This is a genomic window from Spongiibacter sp. (genome assembly GCF_041602295.1).
GTDB lineage: Bacteria > Pseudomonadota > Gammaproteobacteria > Pseudomonadales > Spongiibacteraceae > Spongiibacter.
This window is the reverse complement of sequence record NZ_JBFIGO010000001.1, coordinates 57091-76867: the sequence shown is the minus strand read 5'-3', so window position 1 is coordinate 76867 and position 19777 is coordinate 57091. Positions and strand designations below refer to the sequence as shown.

Genomic DNA, 19777 nt, shown 5'->3' with positions numbered 1-19777 from the left:
TGACAACAGTAGGCCAAGTATAGGAAAGCGCATGATACGAGTGGAAAAACTTGTCAAAACAGTGCCCAGCGGTGATGGTCAGCTCAACATACTGAAAGGGATTGACCTGGAAATCAATACATCGCAGAGCGCGGCAATTGTCGGGCCTTCGGGCTCGGGCAAGTCGACCTTGTTGGGTTTGTTGGCAGGGCTGGATACGCCGACGAGTGGCGATGTGTTTCTCGATGGCCAGTCACTGGCGGCGATGACAGAGGATCAGCGGGCCGCCCTGCGGGCGCGCTCGGTAGGCTTTGTGTTTCAGTCATTTCAGTTATTGCCGTCGCTTACCGCCTTGGAAAACGTCATGTTGCCGCTTGAGCTGGCGGGTCGCCGCTCGCCGCGACAGCGCGCTCAGCAACTTCTAAAAGACTTAGAGTTGGACCATCGTCAGCACCACTATCCGCGGTTATTGTCCGGAGGTGAGCAGCAGCGGGTGGCGATAGCGCGCGCGTTTGCCAGTGAGCCGGCAATTTTATTTGCCGATGAGCCCACCGGAAATCTCGATGTCAACACGGGGGCCCATATCAGCGATCTGCTGTTTCGCTTAAACCGCGAGCAGGGCACGACGCTGGTGCTGGTGACCCACGAACAGGCTCTGGCTGATCACTGCGAGCGGGCGTTTGAAATGCGCGATGGCGAGTTGTGTGAGCTGGCGGTGGCCCGCTGATGTTGGTGATTCGACAGTGGCTCAGGGCTTGGCGTGGTGGTGAATTGGGCTTGTTGTGTATTGCCCTGAGTTTAGCGATCGCCAGTGTCAGCGGTATCGCCGGTTTTTCCGAGCGCTTGCAGGGCGCGATGGCGGCGCAGAGCCAGCACTTTTTAGCGGCGGAGCGGGTGTTGGCCAGCGCCCGGCCGGTCGCTGGTGAGTGGTTACAGCGAGCGGACAAGCTCGGCCTTCAGCGCGGGGAGGTTGCCGCATTTCGCAGTATGGTATTTGCCGGCGACAATATGCTGTTGGTATCGATACGGGCGGTGTCGTCGAGCTACCCCCTACTGGGACAGCTGCAATTCGCCGAGCGCGTTTTTGGTGAGAGCGCTGTGGCGAGCCAGGGGCCCTCGCGCGGCAGCATATGGTTGGATTCGCGCGCCTTTGCACTGCTGGGGATTCAGCTTGGCGACACGGTGACCTTGGGCGAGGCCTCCTTTGTGGTCAGTCGGGTACTGGTCAACGAACCCGACCGCGGCAGCGCTTTAAATATCTATGGCCCTCGCGCGCTGATGCATCGCGATGATTTGGCGGCCACTGAGGTGGTTCAGCCGGGCAGCGTGGTCGACTACCGCTATTTATTCAATGGTGACGATGCCCAGCTTGACGTGTTTCAGCGTTGGCTGGAAGCGCGTTTGCTGCCCGGCCAGAAATGGCTGTCGGTCGAGGATAGCCAGCCGGCGCTGGCGAAGGCTTTGCAGCGGGCAGAACAGTATCTGTTGTTGGCCGCCAGTCTCGCGGTGGCCCTGGCTGGCGCTGCCATCGCGCTGGCGGCGCAGCGTTACGGTCAGCGTAACGTCGACAATGTAGCGCTGATGAAAACCCTGGGGGCCAGTCGCCGCTATGTGTTGACGTATTACATGCAGCAGTTGTTTTTAGTGCTGGTGTTTGCGGCCGTGTTGGGCGGCGGCTGCGGTTACGTGGTCCAGCAGTTGCTCTTGGGTAGCGTGGCGCAATTGATTGCTGTGGATCTGCCGTCGGCGAGTTGGCGGCCACTGGCTGTCGCCCTGGCGAGTGCCAGTGTGTGCTTGATCAGTTTTGCCATGCCGCCGATCGTGCGCTTGAGCCGAGTGTCGCCGCTGCACGTGCTGCGGCGACAGCAGGGTTTGAATGGTGGGCTGGTGACTGCGGCCGCGTCGGGATTGTGTGGTGTCGCATTACTGATGCTGTGGTATAGCGGTGACCTTAAGCTAACGGCCGCACTGGCGGCGGGATTTGTGGTGCTGCTCGCCGGCACCGCCATGCTGGTGCTGCTGTGTCTGCGGGGCCTGCGTGCGCTGAGTGTGCGCCTGCCCGGAAGTGGTCAGCGTTTGGCGGCGTCGAGTATTTACCGGCGGCGCTATGCCAACGCTTTTCAGGCGGCCAGCATCGCTTTGGCGTTGATGGTGCTGCTGAGCTTGGTGCTGTTGCGCGAGCTGTTACTGAAGGACTGGCAACAGCAGGTTGCCGACGATACCCCCAACTATTTTCTTATAAACATCGCCGCCGCCGAGGTGCAACCACTGGCGAATTTTCTCCGCGATCGAGGCGTTGAGCACGCGGGCTTGTATCCGATGGTGAGGGGGCGGTTAACGCATATCGACGGCCGGTTATTGGCGAGTATAGAGGAACTCGATACCCGCAATAGTGGCATCGACAGGGAGGTCAATCTCAGTTGGTCGGCCGACTTGCCTGCCGACAATCGCCTGGTAGCCGGGCGCTGGTTGGCCGAGGTCGCGACGCCGGGAGAGGTTTTGGCGGTCTCGGTCGAAGAGGATTTGGCCGCGAAACTGGGGCTGGGATTGGGGGCGCACTTGCAGTTCAATATTGGCGGGCGTGGGCTGACGGCCGAGGTGAGCAGTATTCGCCAGTTGGATTGGACCAGTATGCGGCCCAATTTTTATTTCTTATTCCCCGACAATAGCTTGCGCGATTATGCCAGTAGCTACATCACCAGTTTTTACTTGGCTGACGCCGACAAGCCATTGCTGGCGGAATTGTTGTCGCGCTACCCCACGATCAGTGTAATTGAAATCGATGCGGTGCTGCGCCAGGTACAATCGGTGGTTACGCAGCTCTCCAGTGCGATTGCGGTTGTGTTGTTACTGGTACTCGCCTGCGCATTGTTGATCAGTGCGGCCAATGTTTTACTTAGCTTTGATGCGCGTCGCCAGGAAAATGCGCTGTTGCGCACGCTGGGCGCGGGCAATCGCTTTTTAATGTGGGTACTGCTGAGTGAGTTTGCGTTGCTCGGCGCCTTGGCGGGCGCGGTAGCGGCGGTCGGCGCGAATTTTGGCCTGTACTGGGTGCAGCGCTGGGTGCTGGAGTCCGCGCCGTTGATGTATTGGTCGGTGCTGCCGATCAGCGCCTTACTGGGCGCTGTTCTGCTAGTCATTTTAGCGTACTGGCACAGTCGCCGAATGCTGCGCAGCTCGGCGGTGACGCTATTGCGCGGTGATTAGCGCGACTCAGTTGCCGGTGGTGGGTAGGGGGTGGACTCGCTGGGCAGGTTGGAAATATAGCTGGGGTCGGTGCACAGGCCGGCGATCATCATACGCATGGATTTCTCGGCTTGCAGGTGCAGGTCGCGGTGGTAGCCGTAGGTATCGGCGTGGTCCAGCATCAGCGTGGTGACGCCATGCACGGCCGCCCACACGGTGTGCGCGATGGAGGCGACGTTGTCCAGTGGCCGCAGTTCGCCGTTGGCCAGGCCGCGCTCAACGCCAGCGCGGACCTTGTAAATCGCTTCGCGACCGGCGGCAAACAGCTCCGGGTATTGGTTGCGGGGCTGTAGCGCGGGCCCGAACATTAAGTGGAACAGTTCGGTGTGCTCGCGGGCGAAGGACACATAGGCCAGGCCAAAGTAAAGCAGGCTCTTGTCGGCGCGGGGCTCTTCTTCACTGGGGCGGCCGATCTCAAAAAAGCGCTTAAAACCCTCGGTCGCCAATGCTGCCAGCAAGGCATTTTTGTCGCGAAAGTGCCGATAGGGCGCGGTTTGCGATACGCCAATTTCGCGGGCCAGCGCGCGCAGGCTGAGATCCCTGACGCCGCCGTCGATTAAATGCTTTTCGGCCAAGTCCATCAGTTCCTGACGGAGGTTGCCGTGGTGGTAGCTGGAAGAGGTGTTACTGGCCATAGGGTCACTTCATTGTTGATGCTGAAACAATGTTGACAGCGAAAAGTGGCCTTGTCATCCCTATTTTGCAAGAAATGGCTGTTTTGCGTGAAAACCGCGAAAAACCCCGAAATTCACTGGTTTTTCGTGGCCGACTTCGATAATTGTGCGGCCGGTTTTGCCTGTTTTTCAGGCTTTTTTCAGCGGCTGTTAGCCGTTTGTAGGATGGTTGCCTGCGGCGGCACTTGGCATACTCGAGATAAAGTTGAGGGAAGTGAAAATGGATTTGAATGTTCGCGGTAACGTTTTTTTGTTGGCCGGCGCGAGCCGGGGTCTGGGTTATGCGATTGCCCGCCAGTTGGCCCTGGCCGGGGCGACCGTGGTGCTCGGTAGTCGCGACGGCGAGGCGGTCGCGCGCGCGGTCGCCGAGCTGTCGGCGGAAACCGCTGCGGAGGTCACCGGTGCTGCGTTGGATATGGCTGATGCCGACAGTATAAAGCGCTGGGTGGCGGTTGCTGCCGAGCGCCATGGCGCGATTCACGGGGTGTTAGTCAATGCCGGTGGACCGCCACCGGGTGGCTTTGAGCAGTTTGATGACGACGCCTGGCAAGCCGCTTTTAACCTGACGTTGATGAGTGCGGTCAGGTTGGTGCGCGAGACATTGCCACATATGCAGCGCAGCGGCGGTGGTTCGGTGTTGATGTTGACCTCGTCGTCGGTGAAAGAGCCGATTGATTTCTTACTGTTGTCAAATGTGATGCGTTCGGGGGTGAGCAGCTTAGCCAAGAGTCTCAGCCGGTCGTTGGCGCCGCAGCATATCCGCGTCAACAATTTGATTCCGGGCTTGATTTACACCGACCGGATTAAGGCCTTAGACAGCAACCAGGCGTCGCTGCGAGGAGTGTCGGTGGCCGAGCAGCGCCGCGACAACGAGGCCCAAATTCCCATGGGGCGTTACGGCGACCCCGATGAGTTTGGTCGCGCCGGTGCGTTCTTGCTGTCGGCTGCGGCCAGTTATATTACCGGGGCTTCTTTGGTTGTCGATGGCGGCACGATGAAGTCGCTATTTTAAGCGCCTAGTCGAGGCTGTCGGCCGGATCGCTGCGCAGGCCGATTTTACTGATGTGTTTGCCGTCCATTTCGGCCACGGTCCAGATCATCCCCTGCCAGCGAATATGGTCGCCCAATACGGGCTGTGACGACAAGCGGTGGGAGAAAAACTGGGCGAGGCTTAAGTCGGCTTTGTCATCGCGGATATTAAGGTTGTAGAGCAGGGCGATGTCGCCAAGCCGCGCGTCGGCCTGAAGAATAAAGTCGCCAAAAAAACGCATATCCAGGCCCTGCTTGGGCGGCTCGCTGAACAATTTACCCAGTGCCGGTAAGTCGGTGTCGCGGCCGATGACACAGAGGATGTCGCCGCTGTGCAACTCGCTGCTGCCGCTAGGGTGGAGCAGTTGGCGGTTGCGGAACAGGGCGGCAATACGGGTGTTCTCTGGCATATGTAACTGGCGCAGTGGCCGGCCGATGTACCATTTGTCTGCGGTCAGGGTGTAGATAAATAACTCCCACTGGCTGGCCAGGTGGACTTCTAGACCGACGCGGGATACCGGAGCGGGCACCGCCGGTACAATAACATCGGCGCGTTGCGCCGCCCAGCCCAGGCTGCTGCCTTGTACAAGCAGTGACACCAATACGATAAAAAAGGCGACATTAAAGTACAGTTGAGCACCTTCTATACCCGCCATCATCGGGAAGATGGCGAGGATAATCGGCACGGCGCCGCGCAAGCCGACCCAGGCGATAAAGGCGCGCTCGCGCAGGGCAAAGCTGCGAAAGGGCAGCAGGCTGGCAAACACCGCCAGGGGCCGGGCGACCAGAATCATCCACAGCGCTAATAGCAGCGCCGGCAGGGCGACGCCGAGCAATTCGCTGGGGGTGATCAACAGCCCCAGCACGAGGAACATGGCGATCTGACTAAGCCAGGCCAGGCCGTCAAACATATGTAAAATACCGTGGCGGTTGCGCACGGGTCGGTTGCCCAGTACCAGGCCGCAGAGATAGATAGCCAAGATGCCGCTGCCGCCGGCGGCGGTTGTGAGGGCATAGATCACCAAACCGCCGCTGACGGCGAGCAGGGGGTAAAGGCCGCTGGCTAGTGTCATGCGGTTGATCAGCCGCCACAGTAAATAGCCACCGCCTACCCCGAGAATAATGCCCATGCCGAACTGCCAGGCGAGATCCGCTGCCAGCTTCCAGCTAAGGGGAGCCGCCGTGAGTAGTAGTTCAATCAGGCTGATGGTGAGGAACATGGCCATCGGGTCATTGCTGCCCGATTCAATTTCCAGGGTGGCACCGACGCGTTCATTTAAGCCGCGGCCGCCGAGTAGGGAAAACACTGCGGCGGCGTCGGTAGAGCCGACGATGGCACCGACCAGCAGACCCTCAATCCAGCTGAGCGAGAACAGCAGTGTGGCGGCCCAGCCCGTTAGTGCGGCGGTGACCAATACGCCGCCGGTAGCAAGCGATAGCGCCGGCCACAGTGCCACACGAAAACTGGCGATGCGGGTTCGCATACCGCCGTCGAGCAAGATGATGGCCAGTGCGAGATTGCTGATTAGGTAGGCGAGTGGAAAGTTGTCGAAGTGAATGCCGCCGGGGCCCTCTTCCCCGGCTGCCATGCCGACACCGAGAAAAAGCAATAGGATGGGAATGCCGAGCCGCGAAGACACCGAACTTACCAGGATGCTGGCAGCTACTAGGCTGGCGCCGACGAGAAACAAGGTGTTGATACTGGCGGCGTCCAAAGGGCTTCCTTGGCTGGGTGATGCGGAATACGTGTATTAAATCGAGCGCTGCGGAAGCTGTCAAAGTGCGGCTTGACCGGCGGGCAAAAAAAAACCCGCCGTGGCGGGTTTTTTATCTGCTGTGGCTCAGCGTTCGAGGTACTGCAGCTTGTTGGGCTTGCCCGCCCACTCTTCGGCGTCAGCGGGGGCCTCTTTCATCTCAGTGATGTTAGGCCACACTTCTGCCAGCTCGGCGTTGAGTTCGAGGAATACCTGCTGGTCGTCGGGCAGCTCATCTTCCGAGAAAATGGCTTCTGCTGGACACTCAGGCTCACAGAGTGCGCAGTCGATGCATTCATCGGGGTGGATAACCAGGAAATTCGGGCCTTCGTAAAAACAGTCAACAGGACATACTTCCACACAGTCCGTGTGCTTACACTTAATGCAATTTTCACCTACAACGAAAGTCATTTTTGGTCAGCCCCTTTACTCTCTGACTGTGAATCGGCAAGCGCGCATTGTAACACCAGAGAAAAATATCGGTACAGCGCCAGCCTTAACAATAATTTAGGTGTGGTTTATCTGTTTTACAGATGATTGCCACCGGCGGTTATTATTTGGCCAATTCTTTCAGTGCATAGAGTTGCGCCAGTGCTTCGCGGGGACTCAGCGAGTCGGGATCGATAGATTCGAGGGCCTCTTCAAGCGCCGAGCTGTGGCCGCCTGCAAATAGATCTGCCTGGGGACCGCTGGTTTTTACCACGGGCGCGATGGATTGCTGTTCTAACTCGTTGAGTTTATTGCGGGCGGCATGGATAACCTTGTCGGGCATGCCGGCGAGTTTGGCGACCTGTAAACCGTAGCTGCGATTGGCGGGGCCTTCTTCAAGGCGGTGAAGAAATACCACGTGGTCTTTAAATTCGCGCACGCCCAGATGCACGTTCGCTGAGCAGGGATAGGTTTCCGGCAGCACGGTCAGCTCAAAATAATGGGTGGCGAACAGGGTGAACGCTTTGACTTTGTCAGCCAGTTCAATGGCGCTGGCCCAGGCCAGGGCCAGGCCGTCAAAGGTACTAGTACCACGGCCGATTTCGTCCATGAGCACCAGGCTGTTTTTGGTGGCGTTGTGCAGAATGTTGGCGGTTTCGGTCATTTCCACCATAAAGGTCGAGCGGCCGCCTGCCAGGTCGTCGGAGGAGCCTATGCGAGTGAAAATCTGGTCGACAATACTGAGTGCGGCGCGTTTGGCCGGCACATGGCTGCCGATATGTGCGAGTAGGACAATCAGCGCAGTTTGGCGCATATAAGTCGATTTACCGCCCATATTGGGGCCTGTGATAATCAATGTGCGGCGCCGGCGGTCCAGTTTTAAGTCGTTGGCGATAAAGGGCTCGTCGAGCACATTTTCCACCACCGGGTGGCGCCCCTGTTCGATGTCGATGCGGCCGTCGTCGTTGAACTGGGGCTCACAGAAATCCAGTTGTACGGCGCGCTCCGCGAGATTGCTCAACACATCCAATTCACACAGGGCGTGGGCTGACAGCTGCAGTGCACCGAGATCTTGGTTGAGTCGGTCCAGCAGTTCATCGTAAAGGGCCTTTTCTCGCGCCAGCGCGCGGCTTTTGCTGCTCAGTGCGCGGTCTTCAAATTCCTTCAGCTCGGGCGTGATAAAGCGTTCGGCATTTTTCAGGGTTTGCCGGCGAATGTATTCCACCGGTGCTTGCTCGGCCTGGCTGCGGCTGATTTCGATGTAGTAGCCGTGCACGCGGTTGTAGCCAACTTTCAGGGTGCTCAGGCCGGTTTTTTCCCGTTCGCGCTGCTCCATTGCGATCAAAAATTCGCCGGCATCACTGCTCAGGCTGCGCAGTTCATCCAGCTCTGCGTCGTATCCGGGGGCGATGACACCGCCATCGCGGACGACCATTGGCGGGTTGTCGATAATGGCACCTTGTAGCAGTTCGGCGAGGTCGGGGAAGACGCCAATGTCGCCGGCCAACTCCTTTAGGTGAGGCAGCGGAAGCTGCTGCAAAAGTTGTTGCAATACTGGCAGTACGGCCAGCGAGTGTTGCAGGCGCGAGAGGTCCCGGGGGCGGGCTGAGCGCAGCGCCACCCGGGCAAGGATGCGCTCAAGATCGCCGATGGTCTTGAGCTGCTCGCGCAGCGCCTCAAAGTGGTATTCCTGCATTAGCGCGGTAATGCTATTGCGACGGGCCTCCAGTACCTGGCGGTCGCGCAGCGGGCGATGCAACCAGCGTTTCAGCAAGCGACTGCCCATTGCGGTCTGGCAGCGATCGATCACCGATGCCAGAGTATTATCGCTGCCGCCGCTCAGATTGAGATCGAGCTCCAGGTTGCGGCGGGTGGCGGCATCCATCGCCACTGCGCGCTCGCAGGCGTCGTGTTGTAAGCGGCGGATGTGTGGCAGTTCGCAGCGCTGGGTGTCTTTGACATATTGCAGCAGGCAGCCGGCGGCAGCGATCGCCACGCCGAGTGTGTCACAGCCGAAGCCGGCCAGGTCCTGTACCGCGAAGTGGCCACAAAGCACACGGCGGGCATTGTCGCTATCAAATTCCCAGGGTGGCAGGGCGCGGCGCCCGGGCAGGTCGGGCAGCCACTGGCCGCCGAAGTCTTCGGGTAACAAGAGCTCGGCGGGGCGCAGACGCTGTAACTCGCTCAGTAGTGCGGATTCGCTGGCCAGCTCGGACACGCTAAAGCGACCGCTACTCATGTCCAATACCGCCAGGCCGAAGGTCGACTCCTGGTGACAGCAGGCGACCAGTAGGGTGTCCCGACGGTCTTCGAGCAGCGCCTCATCACTGAGTGTCCCCGGGGTGACTATTCGCGCCACTTTGCGTTCTACCGGTCCCTTACTGGTGGCCGGGTCACCGACTTGCTCGCAGATGGCCACGGAGACGCCGTGCTTGACCAGGCGGGCCAAGTAGCCCTCGGCGGCGTGGTAGGGCACGCCGCACATGGGGATGGGCTTGCCGCCGGATTTGCCGCGGGCGGTCAGCGTAATGTCGAGCAGATCGGCCGCGCGCTTGGCATCGTCAAAAAACAGCTCGTAAAAATCCCCCATGCGATAAAACAGCAGCTCCTGCGGGTGCTCTGCTTTGATCTTCAGGTATTGCTGCATCATTGGCGTGTGCTGTGCCAGGTCGATGCCTGCATTCATAGTCGTTCTCCGAAGGGGCCGAGGTGCCAGGTGCTTGTGCGTGGGGAAAATGCAGAAGTTTACGGAATGCGGCGGGAGCTGGCTAGCGTCTGCGGGATGACTTTTTTCCTCACAGGGATTGACAAGGTCTTGCTTAGTACTGATTATACATACAGTAATTAATCAGGCATCTCGCAAGTGTGGCATCGCGCTGCAGGCGACTAATTCAGGGTGAGGAACTATGGACCCCAATAAGCAGAAGGCACTGGAATCGGCGCTGGGCCAAATTGAGCGTCAGTTTGGCAAGGGCTCAATCATGAAAATGGGCGACAGCTCGCGCGAGGTTATGCCTTCGGTATCGACCGGCTCTCTGGGCTTGGATGTCGCATTGGGTATTGGCGGCTTGCCCTTTGGTCGTATTGTCGAAATTTACGGGCCGGAATCTTCGGGCAAAACCACCCTGTGTTTGCAGGTGATGGCGGAGGCGCAAAAGCTGGGCAAGACGGTGGCCATTGTCGATGCCGAGCACGCCTTGGATCCTCAGTATGCTGAAAAGCTGGGGCTGAATCTGGACGAGCTGTTGGTCTCTCAGCCAGATACGGGCGAACAGGCGCTGGAAATCACCGATATGTTGGTGCGGTCTGGGTCGGTCGATGTCATTGTCATTGACTCTGTGGCGGCGCTGGTGCCCAAGGCCGAAATTGAAGGCGATATGGGCGATTCCCATGTCGGTTTGCAGGCGCGACTGATGTCGCAGGCATTGCGCAAATTGACCGGCAGTATTAAACAGACCAATACGCTGGTGATTTTCATCAACCAGATTCGCATGAAAATCGGTGTGATGTTCGGCAACCCGGAAACGACTTCTGGGGGTAACGCCTTGAAATTTTACGCCTCTGTTCGCTTGGATATTCGCCGCACTGGTGCTGTGAAAGATGGCGACGAGGTGGTCGGTAATGAGACGCGCGTCAAGGTGGTCAAGAACAAGGTATCTCCGCCTTTCAAGCAGGCAGAGTTCCAGATTATGTATGGCCGTGGCATCTATCGCATGGGCGAGGTTATCGACCTGGGGGTGAAGTTGGGGCTGGTGGATAAATCCGGTGCCTGGTATGCCTATAAGGGCGATAAGATTGGCCAGGGCAAGGCAAATGCCGCGCGTTTTTTGGCAGATAACATGGCTATCGCCACAGAAATTGAGACGGCTATTCGCGAGCAGTTGCTGCCTAAACCTGCGGCCAAAGCGGGGGCTGAAACGCCGGAAACTGAGGCGGAGTAACTAGCAAAAAGCCAGCGAAAGCTGGCTTTTTTGTCTGGCTAATTTAGTAGTCCGGCTCTTCTGGATCTTCTTCCAGTTGCAGGCTGAAGCTACTGTCTTTTTTGCTGGGTTGCGCCTCTTGTTCTACCGCGTCAACGGGAAGGCCTCGGCGGCTATGTAATTTAATCCGCAGGCGTAAGTTGTTGGCAGAATCGGCATTTTTTATCGCATCTTCGAAGGAAATCTTGCCGTCCTCATAGAGCTTGAACAGTGCGGCATCGAAGGTCTGCATGCCGAGGTTTTCCGACTTGCTCATGATCTCTTTGATCGACTCGACTTCGCCCTTGTGTATGGCCTGTGCGACTGTCGGGGTACCCAATAGGATTTCGATCGCTGCGCAGCGCTTGCCGTCCAAGGTGGGGACTAGTCGCTGAGAAACAAAGCACTTGAGGTTTAGCGACAGGTCCAATAACAGCTGATTGCGGCGCTCTTCCGGGAAGAAATTAATGATCCGATCCAGCGCCTGGTTGGCGTTGTTGGCGTGTAAGGTGGAAATACACAGGTGGCCGGTTTCGGCAAACGCGATGGCATGCTCCATGGTCTCGCGGTCGCGAATCTCCCCGATTAAAATGACATCGGGTGCCTGGCGCAGAGTGTTTTTCAATGCCTGATGAAAGCTGCGGGTATCCACGCCAATTTCGCGTTGATTAACGATGCTGCGCTTATGCCGGTGAAGAAATTCGATGGGGTCTTCGATGGTGATGATGTGGCCGCTGCTATTGGTATTGCGGTGGTCAATGAGCGCCGCGAGGGAGGTCGATTTCCCCGAGCCGGTGGCGCCGACAAATAGCACCAAGCCGCGCTTAGTCATGATGACGTCTTTGAGTATGGGGGGCAGGCCCAGGGCATCGACGTTGGGAATATCGGTGACGATGTTACGCGCGACAATCGAAATTTCGTTGCGTTGTTTGAAGATGTTAACGCGAAACCGCCCGACTTTATCGAGGTGGTACGCGAGGTTCATCTCCAGTTCCTGGTCAAACTCCTTTTGCTGTTCCTCGTCCATAATGCTGTAGGCGATATCGCGGATATCTCCGGGACTGAAAGGCTCTTTGTCTAGCGGTTTGAGCTTGCCATGGAATTTTGCACACGGTGGCGCGCCGGTACTTAGAAACAGGTCGGAACCACCGTTTTTAGCCAGTATTGTGAGGTAATCATTAAAAGTCATTGGGCGGGAGATTCTCGCTTGCCGTTGGTGTGATGTAGCTTATCGCCGCTGGCCCGTCGGGTCGAGTGCTTGTCGACCCTTAGAGGGAAAGATCGACCTTGTCACTTTCGCAGGTCATGGTGGCGCCCAACTCCGATTGGGCTAAATTAATGCCCAAAGCTTCGAGTAAGTCATTGATGATGGCGGTGAGAATAGGCGACACCGCGCTCGATACAATACCTTCGACAGTGGTGTTTAAAGTGTCGGCAAGGGCACCGACTAAGGCCACCAGCCCGCCGAGAGGGCTGCCGCCAATGCCGTCGCCACTGGGGGCGTAAAATTCCAGGTCCAGACCGAGCAGGCCGCCTTCAACGCCGCTGACCAGGCTGCTGGTGTCGGCACTTTGGTAGGCTTCTGCACCGGGGTCAATACCAAACTCGGGCAGATAGGCCTCGGTCGGCGAGTTCAGGTAATCCAGTGTTTGCGAAGCGGCCAACAGACTGGTGTCGAGGCGCAGGCCGAGCCCGCCACCAGTAAAGGCGTCGCGCTGCGCCGATGCCGGGTCTGAATTCCAGCCGCCACCGTCCCAATATTCAGTCCAGCAAATCAACAGCAGCGTGCATTGATAGCGGATGCGCTGACTGCCCAGGTCTAGAATCGGAATGGCGGTGACCGTGGGGTCGGCATTGGCAAAGGCGTTAACTGCGGCGTCGTTAGTGTCGCTACCGAGACTGCCTGCCATGACGTCGGCCGCGGAGTTACTGGCCAGAGCGCTGAGGGCTTTGCTGCCGTCATTGTTACAGTCGTAGTCGGTAACACGGCCGTCACCGTTACCCGCATCCAGAAGGATGTCTAGACGAGGAGAGCTCAGCACTTCGATATCGAGCAGATCTTTCTCGATATCGCAGTACACCAGGCAGCTCAAACTCGTGAGCAGGTCGACGATATCCAAAGCGAGCAGACTGTTGACCGTGCCGGTAATACCGCTCAGCAGAGGGTTGGTTAACAGGCTTGTCAGGCTACTTAGCGTGGCCCCGACGATGGGAAGGTCAAGCGACACGAAGGTGCGCAGCTGCGAGGAGCGGACAAATATGGCGTCGCTGCTGTAGGGCGCGGAGCTGGCAAGCTCGGGATTGCCGGTGGCCAAGATCTTGGGAGGATCGAGTACTTGAATTTTGATGGTTGCATCCGTCAAGCCCAGCGCGCTGACGGCGATATCGGCGCTAACCGCGGATTTGTAATTGGCCAGCTGAACGCCCCCTTGGACTAACTGTAGCGCTTGCAGACCGACATTTAGCGCGGATGTGGGGGCATCGGCCTGAACCTCAATTAATTCGCCGAGCTGTAAGGTCGGCGTGCCAATCGGAATGGCAAGCGCTAAATCGCGCAGCGCAGAGACCGTTAGGGCATTGCCATCGGCTTCCAGCACGGTCGCGGCAACGTCAAAGAGATCGGTCACACTGACATCTGTCGTGAGCACCGTGTCGTAGTCACCTGCTTGGACGCCGAGCTCTACCGCCAAGGCATCCAGATAGCTCAACAGATTGATGTCGGTGTTGAGCAAGCCGTCCCACTGGGCGACGCCAAGGCTGACCGAGCCGCCCAGCAAGCCGCCGATTACGGTGTTTAAAAGTGTCGATCTACTGCTGTCGATACTCAGTAGATTGCTGCGTAGGTGGAGGGAGGCAATGGGTTGGCAAGCCTGTGCGGTGCCGCTGGCCCGCAATTGTAATTGCTTGTTACTGTTGGGCGTTAACTGTGCGAACAGTGAAGAGTTGATGGTGCGGCTCAGTGTTACGCGCACGGCACTGCCGCTACTGTCGACACTGAATTGTTTTACGGTGCCGCCGTTGCCGTTGTCGACCGATTGAATTTTCCCCAGTTCGACAATGATATTTTCGCCGTCGCCTTGGAAGTTATTTCGCGTGGACGATAGCGCATCTGTGGCGGCTGACAGGCGCCCTGCGTCGTTGAGTGATTGATCTCGGCAGTAGACCAGTGCGGTTTCTAGTGCAGCCAAGTCGGCCTGCTTTTGCAGGGTGCGTTTTTCAAGAAAGAGTCGCCCGGTATCGACCGTAAGAGCCAAAAACATCACCATGGCAGTCATGGTCACTGCCGCCATGACGGCGATGACGCCAGACTGTGATCTTGCCGATGCTTTTGGCTGACGGATAGAAGAGTCGGGCATAGTGACTACTCAGTAGTGAAAGAGTCTTCGATGAAAGATTTGGGTATCGGTTGTGAGAAGCTGTCCAGATAGCGTTTGTAGCTGGCGGACCGAGCTTTGCCATTTAATGTTTGCGACTCCAGTGATGCGCTTTCACCTGCGCGCTGGGCGGCCAGTGCCTTGGCTGCCGCACTGTCTCGGCTGATATTGTATTCGTTGTCGGCGGCAAGGGTTGCACCACTGAACAACAGCGCTGCGGTAAGTAGTGACGTTCTCTTGGTCATGGTATGCGTTCCTATTGGCTGATATCTCGCTGAGCGACAGCGGGCTTGGCGAAGTGACTGGCTTTATTGACTAGTTCACGAAACTGGTTGTCGTCGATATTATTGTTCTTGGCTAGGCGCATGGCCGTGCGACTGTCACCATCAAGAATCAGGCTGATCACCATGTTGCGCAGTGCCACTGGGTGGCCTTGATGGAGTTGCATGGCGGTCATGAATTCGCGCTGGGCAGCTTTAAAATCGCCCATGGCGAGTAGAATAAATCCATAGTCATTGCGGATGTCGGCGTTGGTGGGAGCCAGCTGCCTGGCTTTCAACATATGTTGGTGGGCGATGGCAAGGTCGCCGCGGGTCGCTAATATTTTTGCCATGCCGGCGTGGCCGGCGGCGGTCATGCAGCTTAGGCTGAGGTCGCGGTAGTTGTTGTAGGCTTCGTTGAGCAGGCCCGTTTTACGCTGGGCTTCGGCACGTAGCCAGAGCGCGCGAGGGCTGCCGCTGCTGTCGTTTTCCAGGTGGGCCAGCGCCGAGTAGTAGTTGGCTTCGTCGATGAGTTGGCTGACGAGGTCCAGCTTGACGGTCTCAGTTTGATTGAGTGTTCGATTGCAGTTGCCGGCAACGGTATCGCCCTTGTTTTGTATATTGGCGCAGCCGGTCAGCAAGACAAGCGCCAGGGTTGCTAGCCAGTGCGTTGCGCGGTGCGCGGTGTAGTGAGGCATGGTGTTGTGCTCCGCTTAGCCGTTGAGGGTGTTGAGACTTTGGACCATCGAAAACAACCCTGGCGCGGCGACAAACAACAGCAGGGCAGGGAATAGAAATATCATCATTACTAGGGACATTTTTCCCGAAAGTTTGTTGACCTGTTCCTGCAGTCCCAGTCGGCGGCGAGTTTGTAGTAGCTTGTAGAGTTCATCCAGTGACTTGTCGATACTGCCGCCGGTGACAGACTGTTGGCGAATAACAATCAGATACTCTTTGAAGCCTTCGGCGCTACAGCTATTGATGAGTTCATATAAGGCCTCTTCCTGGCTTTGGCCGGACTCGATCTTGTTGGCAGCTAGCGATAATTCTTTGGAACAAGTGGGGGATAACTCCGCCAATTGTTCACAGATAATACCCAGGGATTTTGGCAGTGACAGGCCTACTCGCCAGAGCATGCGAGTAGTCTGGATCAACATCATTGACTCTTTTTCCAACGCTGCCTGGCGTTCCTCAGCGTTATTTTTGAGCAATTTATAGGCTAGAAACACACTGACGACGAAGGTCACTAGGGTGGCGCCCAGGATTTGGCTGATCGGCAAGCCGCGTATGGCGGCATAGGCGCCGGCGGTAAGGCCAGTGGCGATACAAAACGTCAGGCTGATGCTCAGCGTGCGCAATTGCTCTTGCGTGGTAAATAAGCCCGCGCGGCGCAGGAGCTGCGAAAGGGAGGCGATGTGGGTGTTTTCCTCGCGCAGCATGCGCCAAGTGTCGTGGCGACCAAACTCCAGTTTGCCACTGTTCTTGTCGGGCTCGCTGCCGCCACTGACATGGGCTGTGGCCAGTAATAAAACCGGAGCCGTGCAGAGAATCAGCGCGCCAAAAATGAAGAAATAATGCTGTGTTTCCATGCTAAGTTTCCTAGGACTCTATCGAGTTAACCATGCGCCAGAGTACGAACACCCCCACTATTTCCAACACGACTGCAGCGATCAATAGGGACTTACCACTGGCCTGACTCCACATGTTGAGCATGATGCCGGGGTTCATGGTGAACATGTACGCGGCAATCCCTGGCGGCAGTACGGCCAGCACCATGGCGGTGAAACGGGTTTCACCGGTCATCGCGCTGAGCTCGCGTTTACCGGCTTCTTCTAGCCGTAAAATTCCAACGATGTCATCGAGAATCGAGCGGATACTGCCGCCGTATTGTTCGTTGATGCGGATGGCGGTGGCCAGCACATTGAATTCGTGGAGACGGGTAACGCTGGCCTCTTTTTCAAAGGCCTGGTGAAGTTCATAGCCCATGTATACGCGACGCACGACGCGGCGCATCACGGTTCCCAGGGGGCGCTCAAGGGTCTCTACCGAATCGGCAAAGGCGTTTTCCACAGAGACACCGGCCGACAGGCGGCGAGTCACTTGGTTGATAAAAGAGGGCAGCTGTTCAAGCATCTTTGCCCGGCGTTTGGCGCCGATGACCTTGACGGCCACTAACACGAATGCAAAGCCTCCCGAGATGCTGAGCAGCGCGACAGCGGGGCTTAATAGCAGCGGACTCAGTAGGCACAGCGTGGCCAAGCTGGCGGCGACGGTGTAGATCGCTGGCGCGGGCAGCTCAACGCCGTTATTCGCGAGGTAGTCAGTAACAAACGTCGGTACGGAGCCGCTTCTTTCAGTGGCCCCAATGTCTATATTGCTGGGTTTTTCTACATTGACCAGTAGCATCAATACAAAGGCCAGGCCAACCATCAGTACCACTAACGCAATCCAGAACATCGCTTATACTCCTGAGGCCTTGTTGCTATACAGCGGTACCTTGCTGTCGGCGGGGCAGCGGCACAATTCGTTGTCTGTCAGGCTAAACACCTCCTGCAAACACAGGCCGTCGCGCAACGCTTCTACAGTGCAAATCTGCATGACGCAGCGGCGCCCATCACTTTGCCGACCAATGTGGATAATGAGGTCGAGAGCGCTGCCAATCATTTTTAAAATCAGTTCACTGGAGCCCTTAAAGCCCGACATCCCGACCATCATTTCCAAACGGGTGATGGCATCGGCAGCCGAGTTAGAGTGGACTGTACTCATTGAGCCGCTGTGTCCGGTGTTCATGGCTTGCAGCATATCCACCACCTCGGCCCCGCGGCTTTCGCCGACGATGATGCGGTCAGGGCGCATACGCAGGGCGTTTTTCACCAGTTCACCCGAGCTGATTTCGCCCACACCTTCGTTATTGGCCGGGCGGGTTTCCAGGCGCACCACGTGGCTGTTGCGCAGCTGCAGTTCGGCAGCGTCTTCTATGGTGACAATACGCTCGGTGGGCGGGATATATTGACTCAAAATGTTCAGCAGCGTGGTTTTCCCTGAGCCGGTGGCGCCGCTGATTAAAATATTGCGGCGCTGGCCCACTGCGTCAGTGAGATAGCTGAGCGCCTCGTCGGTGATGGAGCCGGCGGCTAGTAGTTCTTCGGCGGTGAGCGGGTCCTTGCGAAATTTCCTGATGGACAGGCAGGGGCCGTCGAGCGCTAGCGGTGGCACGATGGCGTTGATGCGACTGCCGTCGGCCAGTCGGCCGTCAACAATTGGGCTGGACTCGTCTATGCGTCGCCCCAAGGGGGAGATCATTCGGCGAATGACCCGCAGAACATGGCGATCGTCCAGGAAACGCATCGATGACTGTTCCAGGACACCGCGGCGCTCGACAAAAATGCGGCGTGGGCCATTGATAAGAATGTCATTGATGTCGGGGTCTTCGAGCAGTACTTGCAGTGGACCAAAGCCAACGATTTCGTTGAGCAATTCTTTTTCTAGGTTGTCGAATTTGTCGCGGCCAATGTTGACCTCATAAATGCGGCAGTACTGGCGGATGTAGGTGCCAATGGCTTCCTCAAGCTTCTTTGAGTCATCGTCGTAGATGATGTTGTCATCTTCAATTCGGTCTATGACAAAGCGGTGTAGTGCCGCCTTGAGATTTTCATATTCATCATGGTGTTCGCCAGGGCTGTCAGGTGTTCGGCGGTCGATAAGTCTCATCTATGCTCTCCTGTACTTAGTTGGCGAAGCCGACGTCAGGTTTTGAAGACTTGCGAGAGGTTCGCCTGGCGGCCTTGTCGATGTCGCGGAATAGCATATCGGTTAGAGAAGGCGTGTAGTGACTGTACGTCTCGCCGGGTAACTCGGGTAGCTCGGCATCTCTCGCGATAGGTTTAACCAAGTGAGGTGTGACGATCATCAGCAGCTCTTTGTCGTCTTGCGAGAAGCGAGTTGAGCGAAACAGTGCACCGAGAACGGGGATGTCGCCCAGTCCAGGTACCCGGTCTGCGTTGGTAAATGTGTTGCGGCTGACTAGGCCGCTGATGATAAAGCTTTCACCGGGCGCCAATTGAATCGAGGTATCGGTGCGTCGAACCCGCAGTGAGGGTACCGATACGCCGGCGGCTTGCACGCCGCTGCCAAAATCGAGGTCGCTAACCTCCGGGGCGACTTTGAGCATGATGCTATTTTCGCTCAGCACCGTGGGGGTCAGGTGTAGCCGAACCCCGAATTCTTTGTACTCGATCTGCACTTGGCCGTCGCGGTTAGACACCGGGTAAGGGAATTCTCCGCCGGCCAGAAAGGTTGCGGTCTGGCCCGATAAACTGACCAGGGAGGGCTGGGCCAGAGTGTAGGCATAACCGTTGCGCGCCAGGGCATTGAGGGCCGCGCGGAAGCCATTTTTGGCGTGGCCGACCAGTATCGACGAGGCATCTCCGCCCGCAGGGGTTAGGCCGAGCAGGGCGCCCAGTGGGCCGCTGCCATCGAGCAGCGGCAGCAGTCCACTAGAGCCGCTAGCCGCCGAGGTGTCACTGCCAAGGTAGGACAGAGCGGTGCCAATTTGCTTTAGTTGTGAACGGCTAAACTCTACGATGCGGATATCGGTTTGCACCTGTATGGCACCGCGCTGGCTGGTGTTGTCCAGGACATTTGGGCCGCTGACGGCGAGCAACTGCTGGTGCTGTTCCAGCGATTGGGTTTCGCCCTCCAGGCTGACAAAGGGGCCGTGGTTGTCTACTGCGACCCCCCCGCGGCTGTTGGCGGGTAGTGTTGGAATCACCTCGATGCGAAACTCAGTGGGCTCTTTGCCGCCTTGCCACAACAATAAACTGGTTGCTCCCAGTTGTTTGGCAGTCAGCAGGAACTCTCTTGAGTTCAGCACTTTTAATGAGGCGACCTCCGGGCGGCCAATTGCGCTGCGTTTCACGCTGTACTTGGTGGTCAGCATTTGCTGTTCACCCATTTCCAGTCGCAGGGTTTTGTATGGTTCCGCTTGAATGCCCGCTGTTAGAGTGAGCAGCAATGCAAGCAAAATTCCCTGTTTCATAATGGATACTCCGTATCGGTGGGCGGTTGGTCGCT

At 57.4% G+C, this 19777-nt stretch carries 16 protein-coding genes; 4 read left to right on the top strand and 12 right to left on the bottom strand.

Annotated elements, in window-relative coordinates:
- Window positions 1-19: 19 nt before the first annotated feature.
- Together ABYM29_RS00375 and ABYM29_RS00370 are read left to right on the top strand one after the other, a co-directional pair.
- Window positions 20-706: an ABC transporter ATP-binding protein gene (locus tag ABYM29_RS00375; protein WP_372860753.1), complete on the top strand. Its 687-nt coding sequence runs from the start codon at window positions 20-22 to the stop codon at window positions 704-706.
- Complete coding sequence (locus ABYM29_RS00370) at window positions 706-3186, top strand: ABC transporter permease (protein WP_372860700.1); 2481 nt, start codon at window positions 706-708, stop codon at window positions 3184-3186. The genes ABYM29_RS00375 and ABYM29_RS00370 overlap by 1 nt, the downstream gene beginning before the upstream one ends.
- On the opposite strand, the gene ABYM29_RS00365 is transcribed toward ABYM29_RS00370, so the two are convergent.
- On the bottom strand, window positions 3183-3860 hold the full coding sequence (locus ABYM29_RS00365; protein WP_372860698.1) for a TetR/AcrR family transcriptional regulator: 678 nt from the start codon (window positions 3858-3860) through the stop codon (window positions 3183-3185). The two genes, ABYM29_RS00370 and ABYM29_RS00365, sit on opposite strands and share 4 nt — an antisense overlap.
- 259 nt (window positions 3861-4119) lie before the next feature.
- Here ABYM29_RS00365 and ABYM29_RS00360 point away from each other — a divergent pair, with 259 nt between their 5' ends.
- Entirely contained in the window at window positions 4120-4911 is a 792-nt protein-coding gene (locus ABYM29_RS00360; protein ID WP_372860696.1) for an SDR family oxidoreductase, read from the top strand.
- Between the two features lie 4 nt (window positions 4912-4915).
- On the opposite strand, the gene ABYM29_RS00355 is transcribed toward ABYM29_RS00360, so the two are convergent.
- The 3 genes from ABYM29_RS00355 to mutS form a co-directional block, all read right to left on the bottom strand.
- Window positions 4916-6643 carry a potassium/proton antiporter gene (locus tag ABYM29_RS00355; protein ID WP_372860693.1) on the bottom strand — a complete coding sequence of 576 codons (1728 nt, stop codon included), beginning with the start codon at window positions 6641-6643 and terminating at the stop codon, window positions 4916-4918.
- A gap of 126 nt (window positions 6644-6769) precedes the next feature.
- The gene (gene fdxA / locus ABYM29_RS00350) at window positions 6770-7093 is read right to left on the bottom strand and encodes a ferredoxin FdxA (protein WP_372860691.1); all 324 of its coding nucleotides are present in this window, start codon (window positions 7091-7093) and stop codon (window positions 6770-6772) included.
- Between the two features lie 142 nt (window positions 7094-7235).
- Complete coding sequence (gene mutS / locus ABYM29_RS00345) at window positions 7236-9797, bottom strand: DNA mismatch repair protein MutS (RefSeq protein ID WP_372860688.1); 2562 nt, start codon at window positions 9795-9797, stop codon at window positions 7236-7238.
- A gap of 220 nt (window positions 9798-10017) precedes the next feature.
- On the opposite strand from mutS, the gene recA reads away from it, so the two are divergent.
- Window positions 10018-11052, top strand: coding sequence for a recombinase RecA (recA, locus tag ABYM29_RS00340; protein ID WP_372860685.1), 1035 nt, complete (start codon window positions 10018-10020; stop codon window positions 11050-11052).
- Window positions 11053-11095: 43 nt separating this feature from the next.
- Here recA and ABYM29_RS00335 read toward each other — a convergent pair whose 3' ends face one another.
- From ABYM29_RS00335 to ABYM29_RS00300, 8 genes are all read right to left on the bottom strand, one after another.
- Window positions 11096-12259, bottom strand: a complete 1164-nt coding sequence (locus tag ABYM29_RS00335) for a PilT/PilU family type 4a pilus ATPase (protein ID WP_372860682.1) — start codon at window positions 12257-12259, stop codon at window positions 11096-11098.
- 79 nt (window positions 12260-12338) lie between these two features.
- The gene (locus ABYM29_RS00330) at window positions 12339-14426 is read right to left on the bottom strand and encodes a pilus assembly protein TadG-related protein (protein WP_372860680.1); all 2088 of its coding nucleotides are present in this window, start codon (window positions 14424-14426) and stop codon (window positions 12339-12341) included.
- A 5-nt stretch (window positions 14427-14431) separates the two neighbouring features.
- Window positions 14432-14689: a DUF3613 domain-containing protein gene (locus tag ABYM29_RS00325; protein ID WP_372860678.1), complete on the bottom strand. Its 258-nt coding sequence runs from the start codon at window positions 14687-14689 to the stop codon at window positions 14432-14434.
- An 11-nt stretch (window positions 14690-14700) separates the two neighbouring features.
- Window positions 14701-15402, bottom strand: a complete 702-nt coding sequence (locus ABYM29_RS00320) for a tetratricopeptide repeat protein (protein ID WP_372860676.1) — start codon at window positions 15400-15402, stop codon at window positions 14701-14703.
- A 15-nt stretch (window positions 15403-15417) separates the two neighbouring features.
- Window positions 15418-16293, bottom strand: coding sequence for a type II secretion system F family protein (locus ABYM29_RS00315; RefSeq protein WP_372860673.1), 876 nt, complete (start codon window positions 16291-16293; stop codon window positions 15418-15420).
- Window positions 16294-16303: 10 nt separating this feature from the next.
- Window positions 16304-17161 (bottom strand): type II secretion system F family protein, encoded by an 858-nt coding sequence (locus ABYM29_RS00310; protein ID WP_372860671.1) that lies wholly within the window; start codon window positions 17159-17161, stop codon window positions 16304-16306.
- 3 nt (window positions 17162-17164) lie between these two features.
- Complete coding sequence (locus tag ABYM29_RS00305; RefSeq protein WP_372860668.1) at window positions 17165-18415, bottom strand: CpaF family protein; 1251 nt, start codon at window positions 18413-18415, stop codon at window positions 17165-17167.
- A gap of 16 nt (window positions 18416-18431) precedes the next feature.
- Window positions 18432-19742 carry a type II and III secretion system protein family protein gene (locus tag ABYM29_RS00300; RefSeq protein WP_372860666.1) on the bottom strand — a complete coding sequence of 437 codons (1311 nt, stop codon included), beginning with the start codon at window positions 19740-19742 and terminating at the stop codon, window positions 18432-18434.
- Window positions 19743-19777 lie beyond the last annotated feature (35 nt).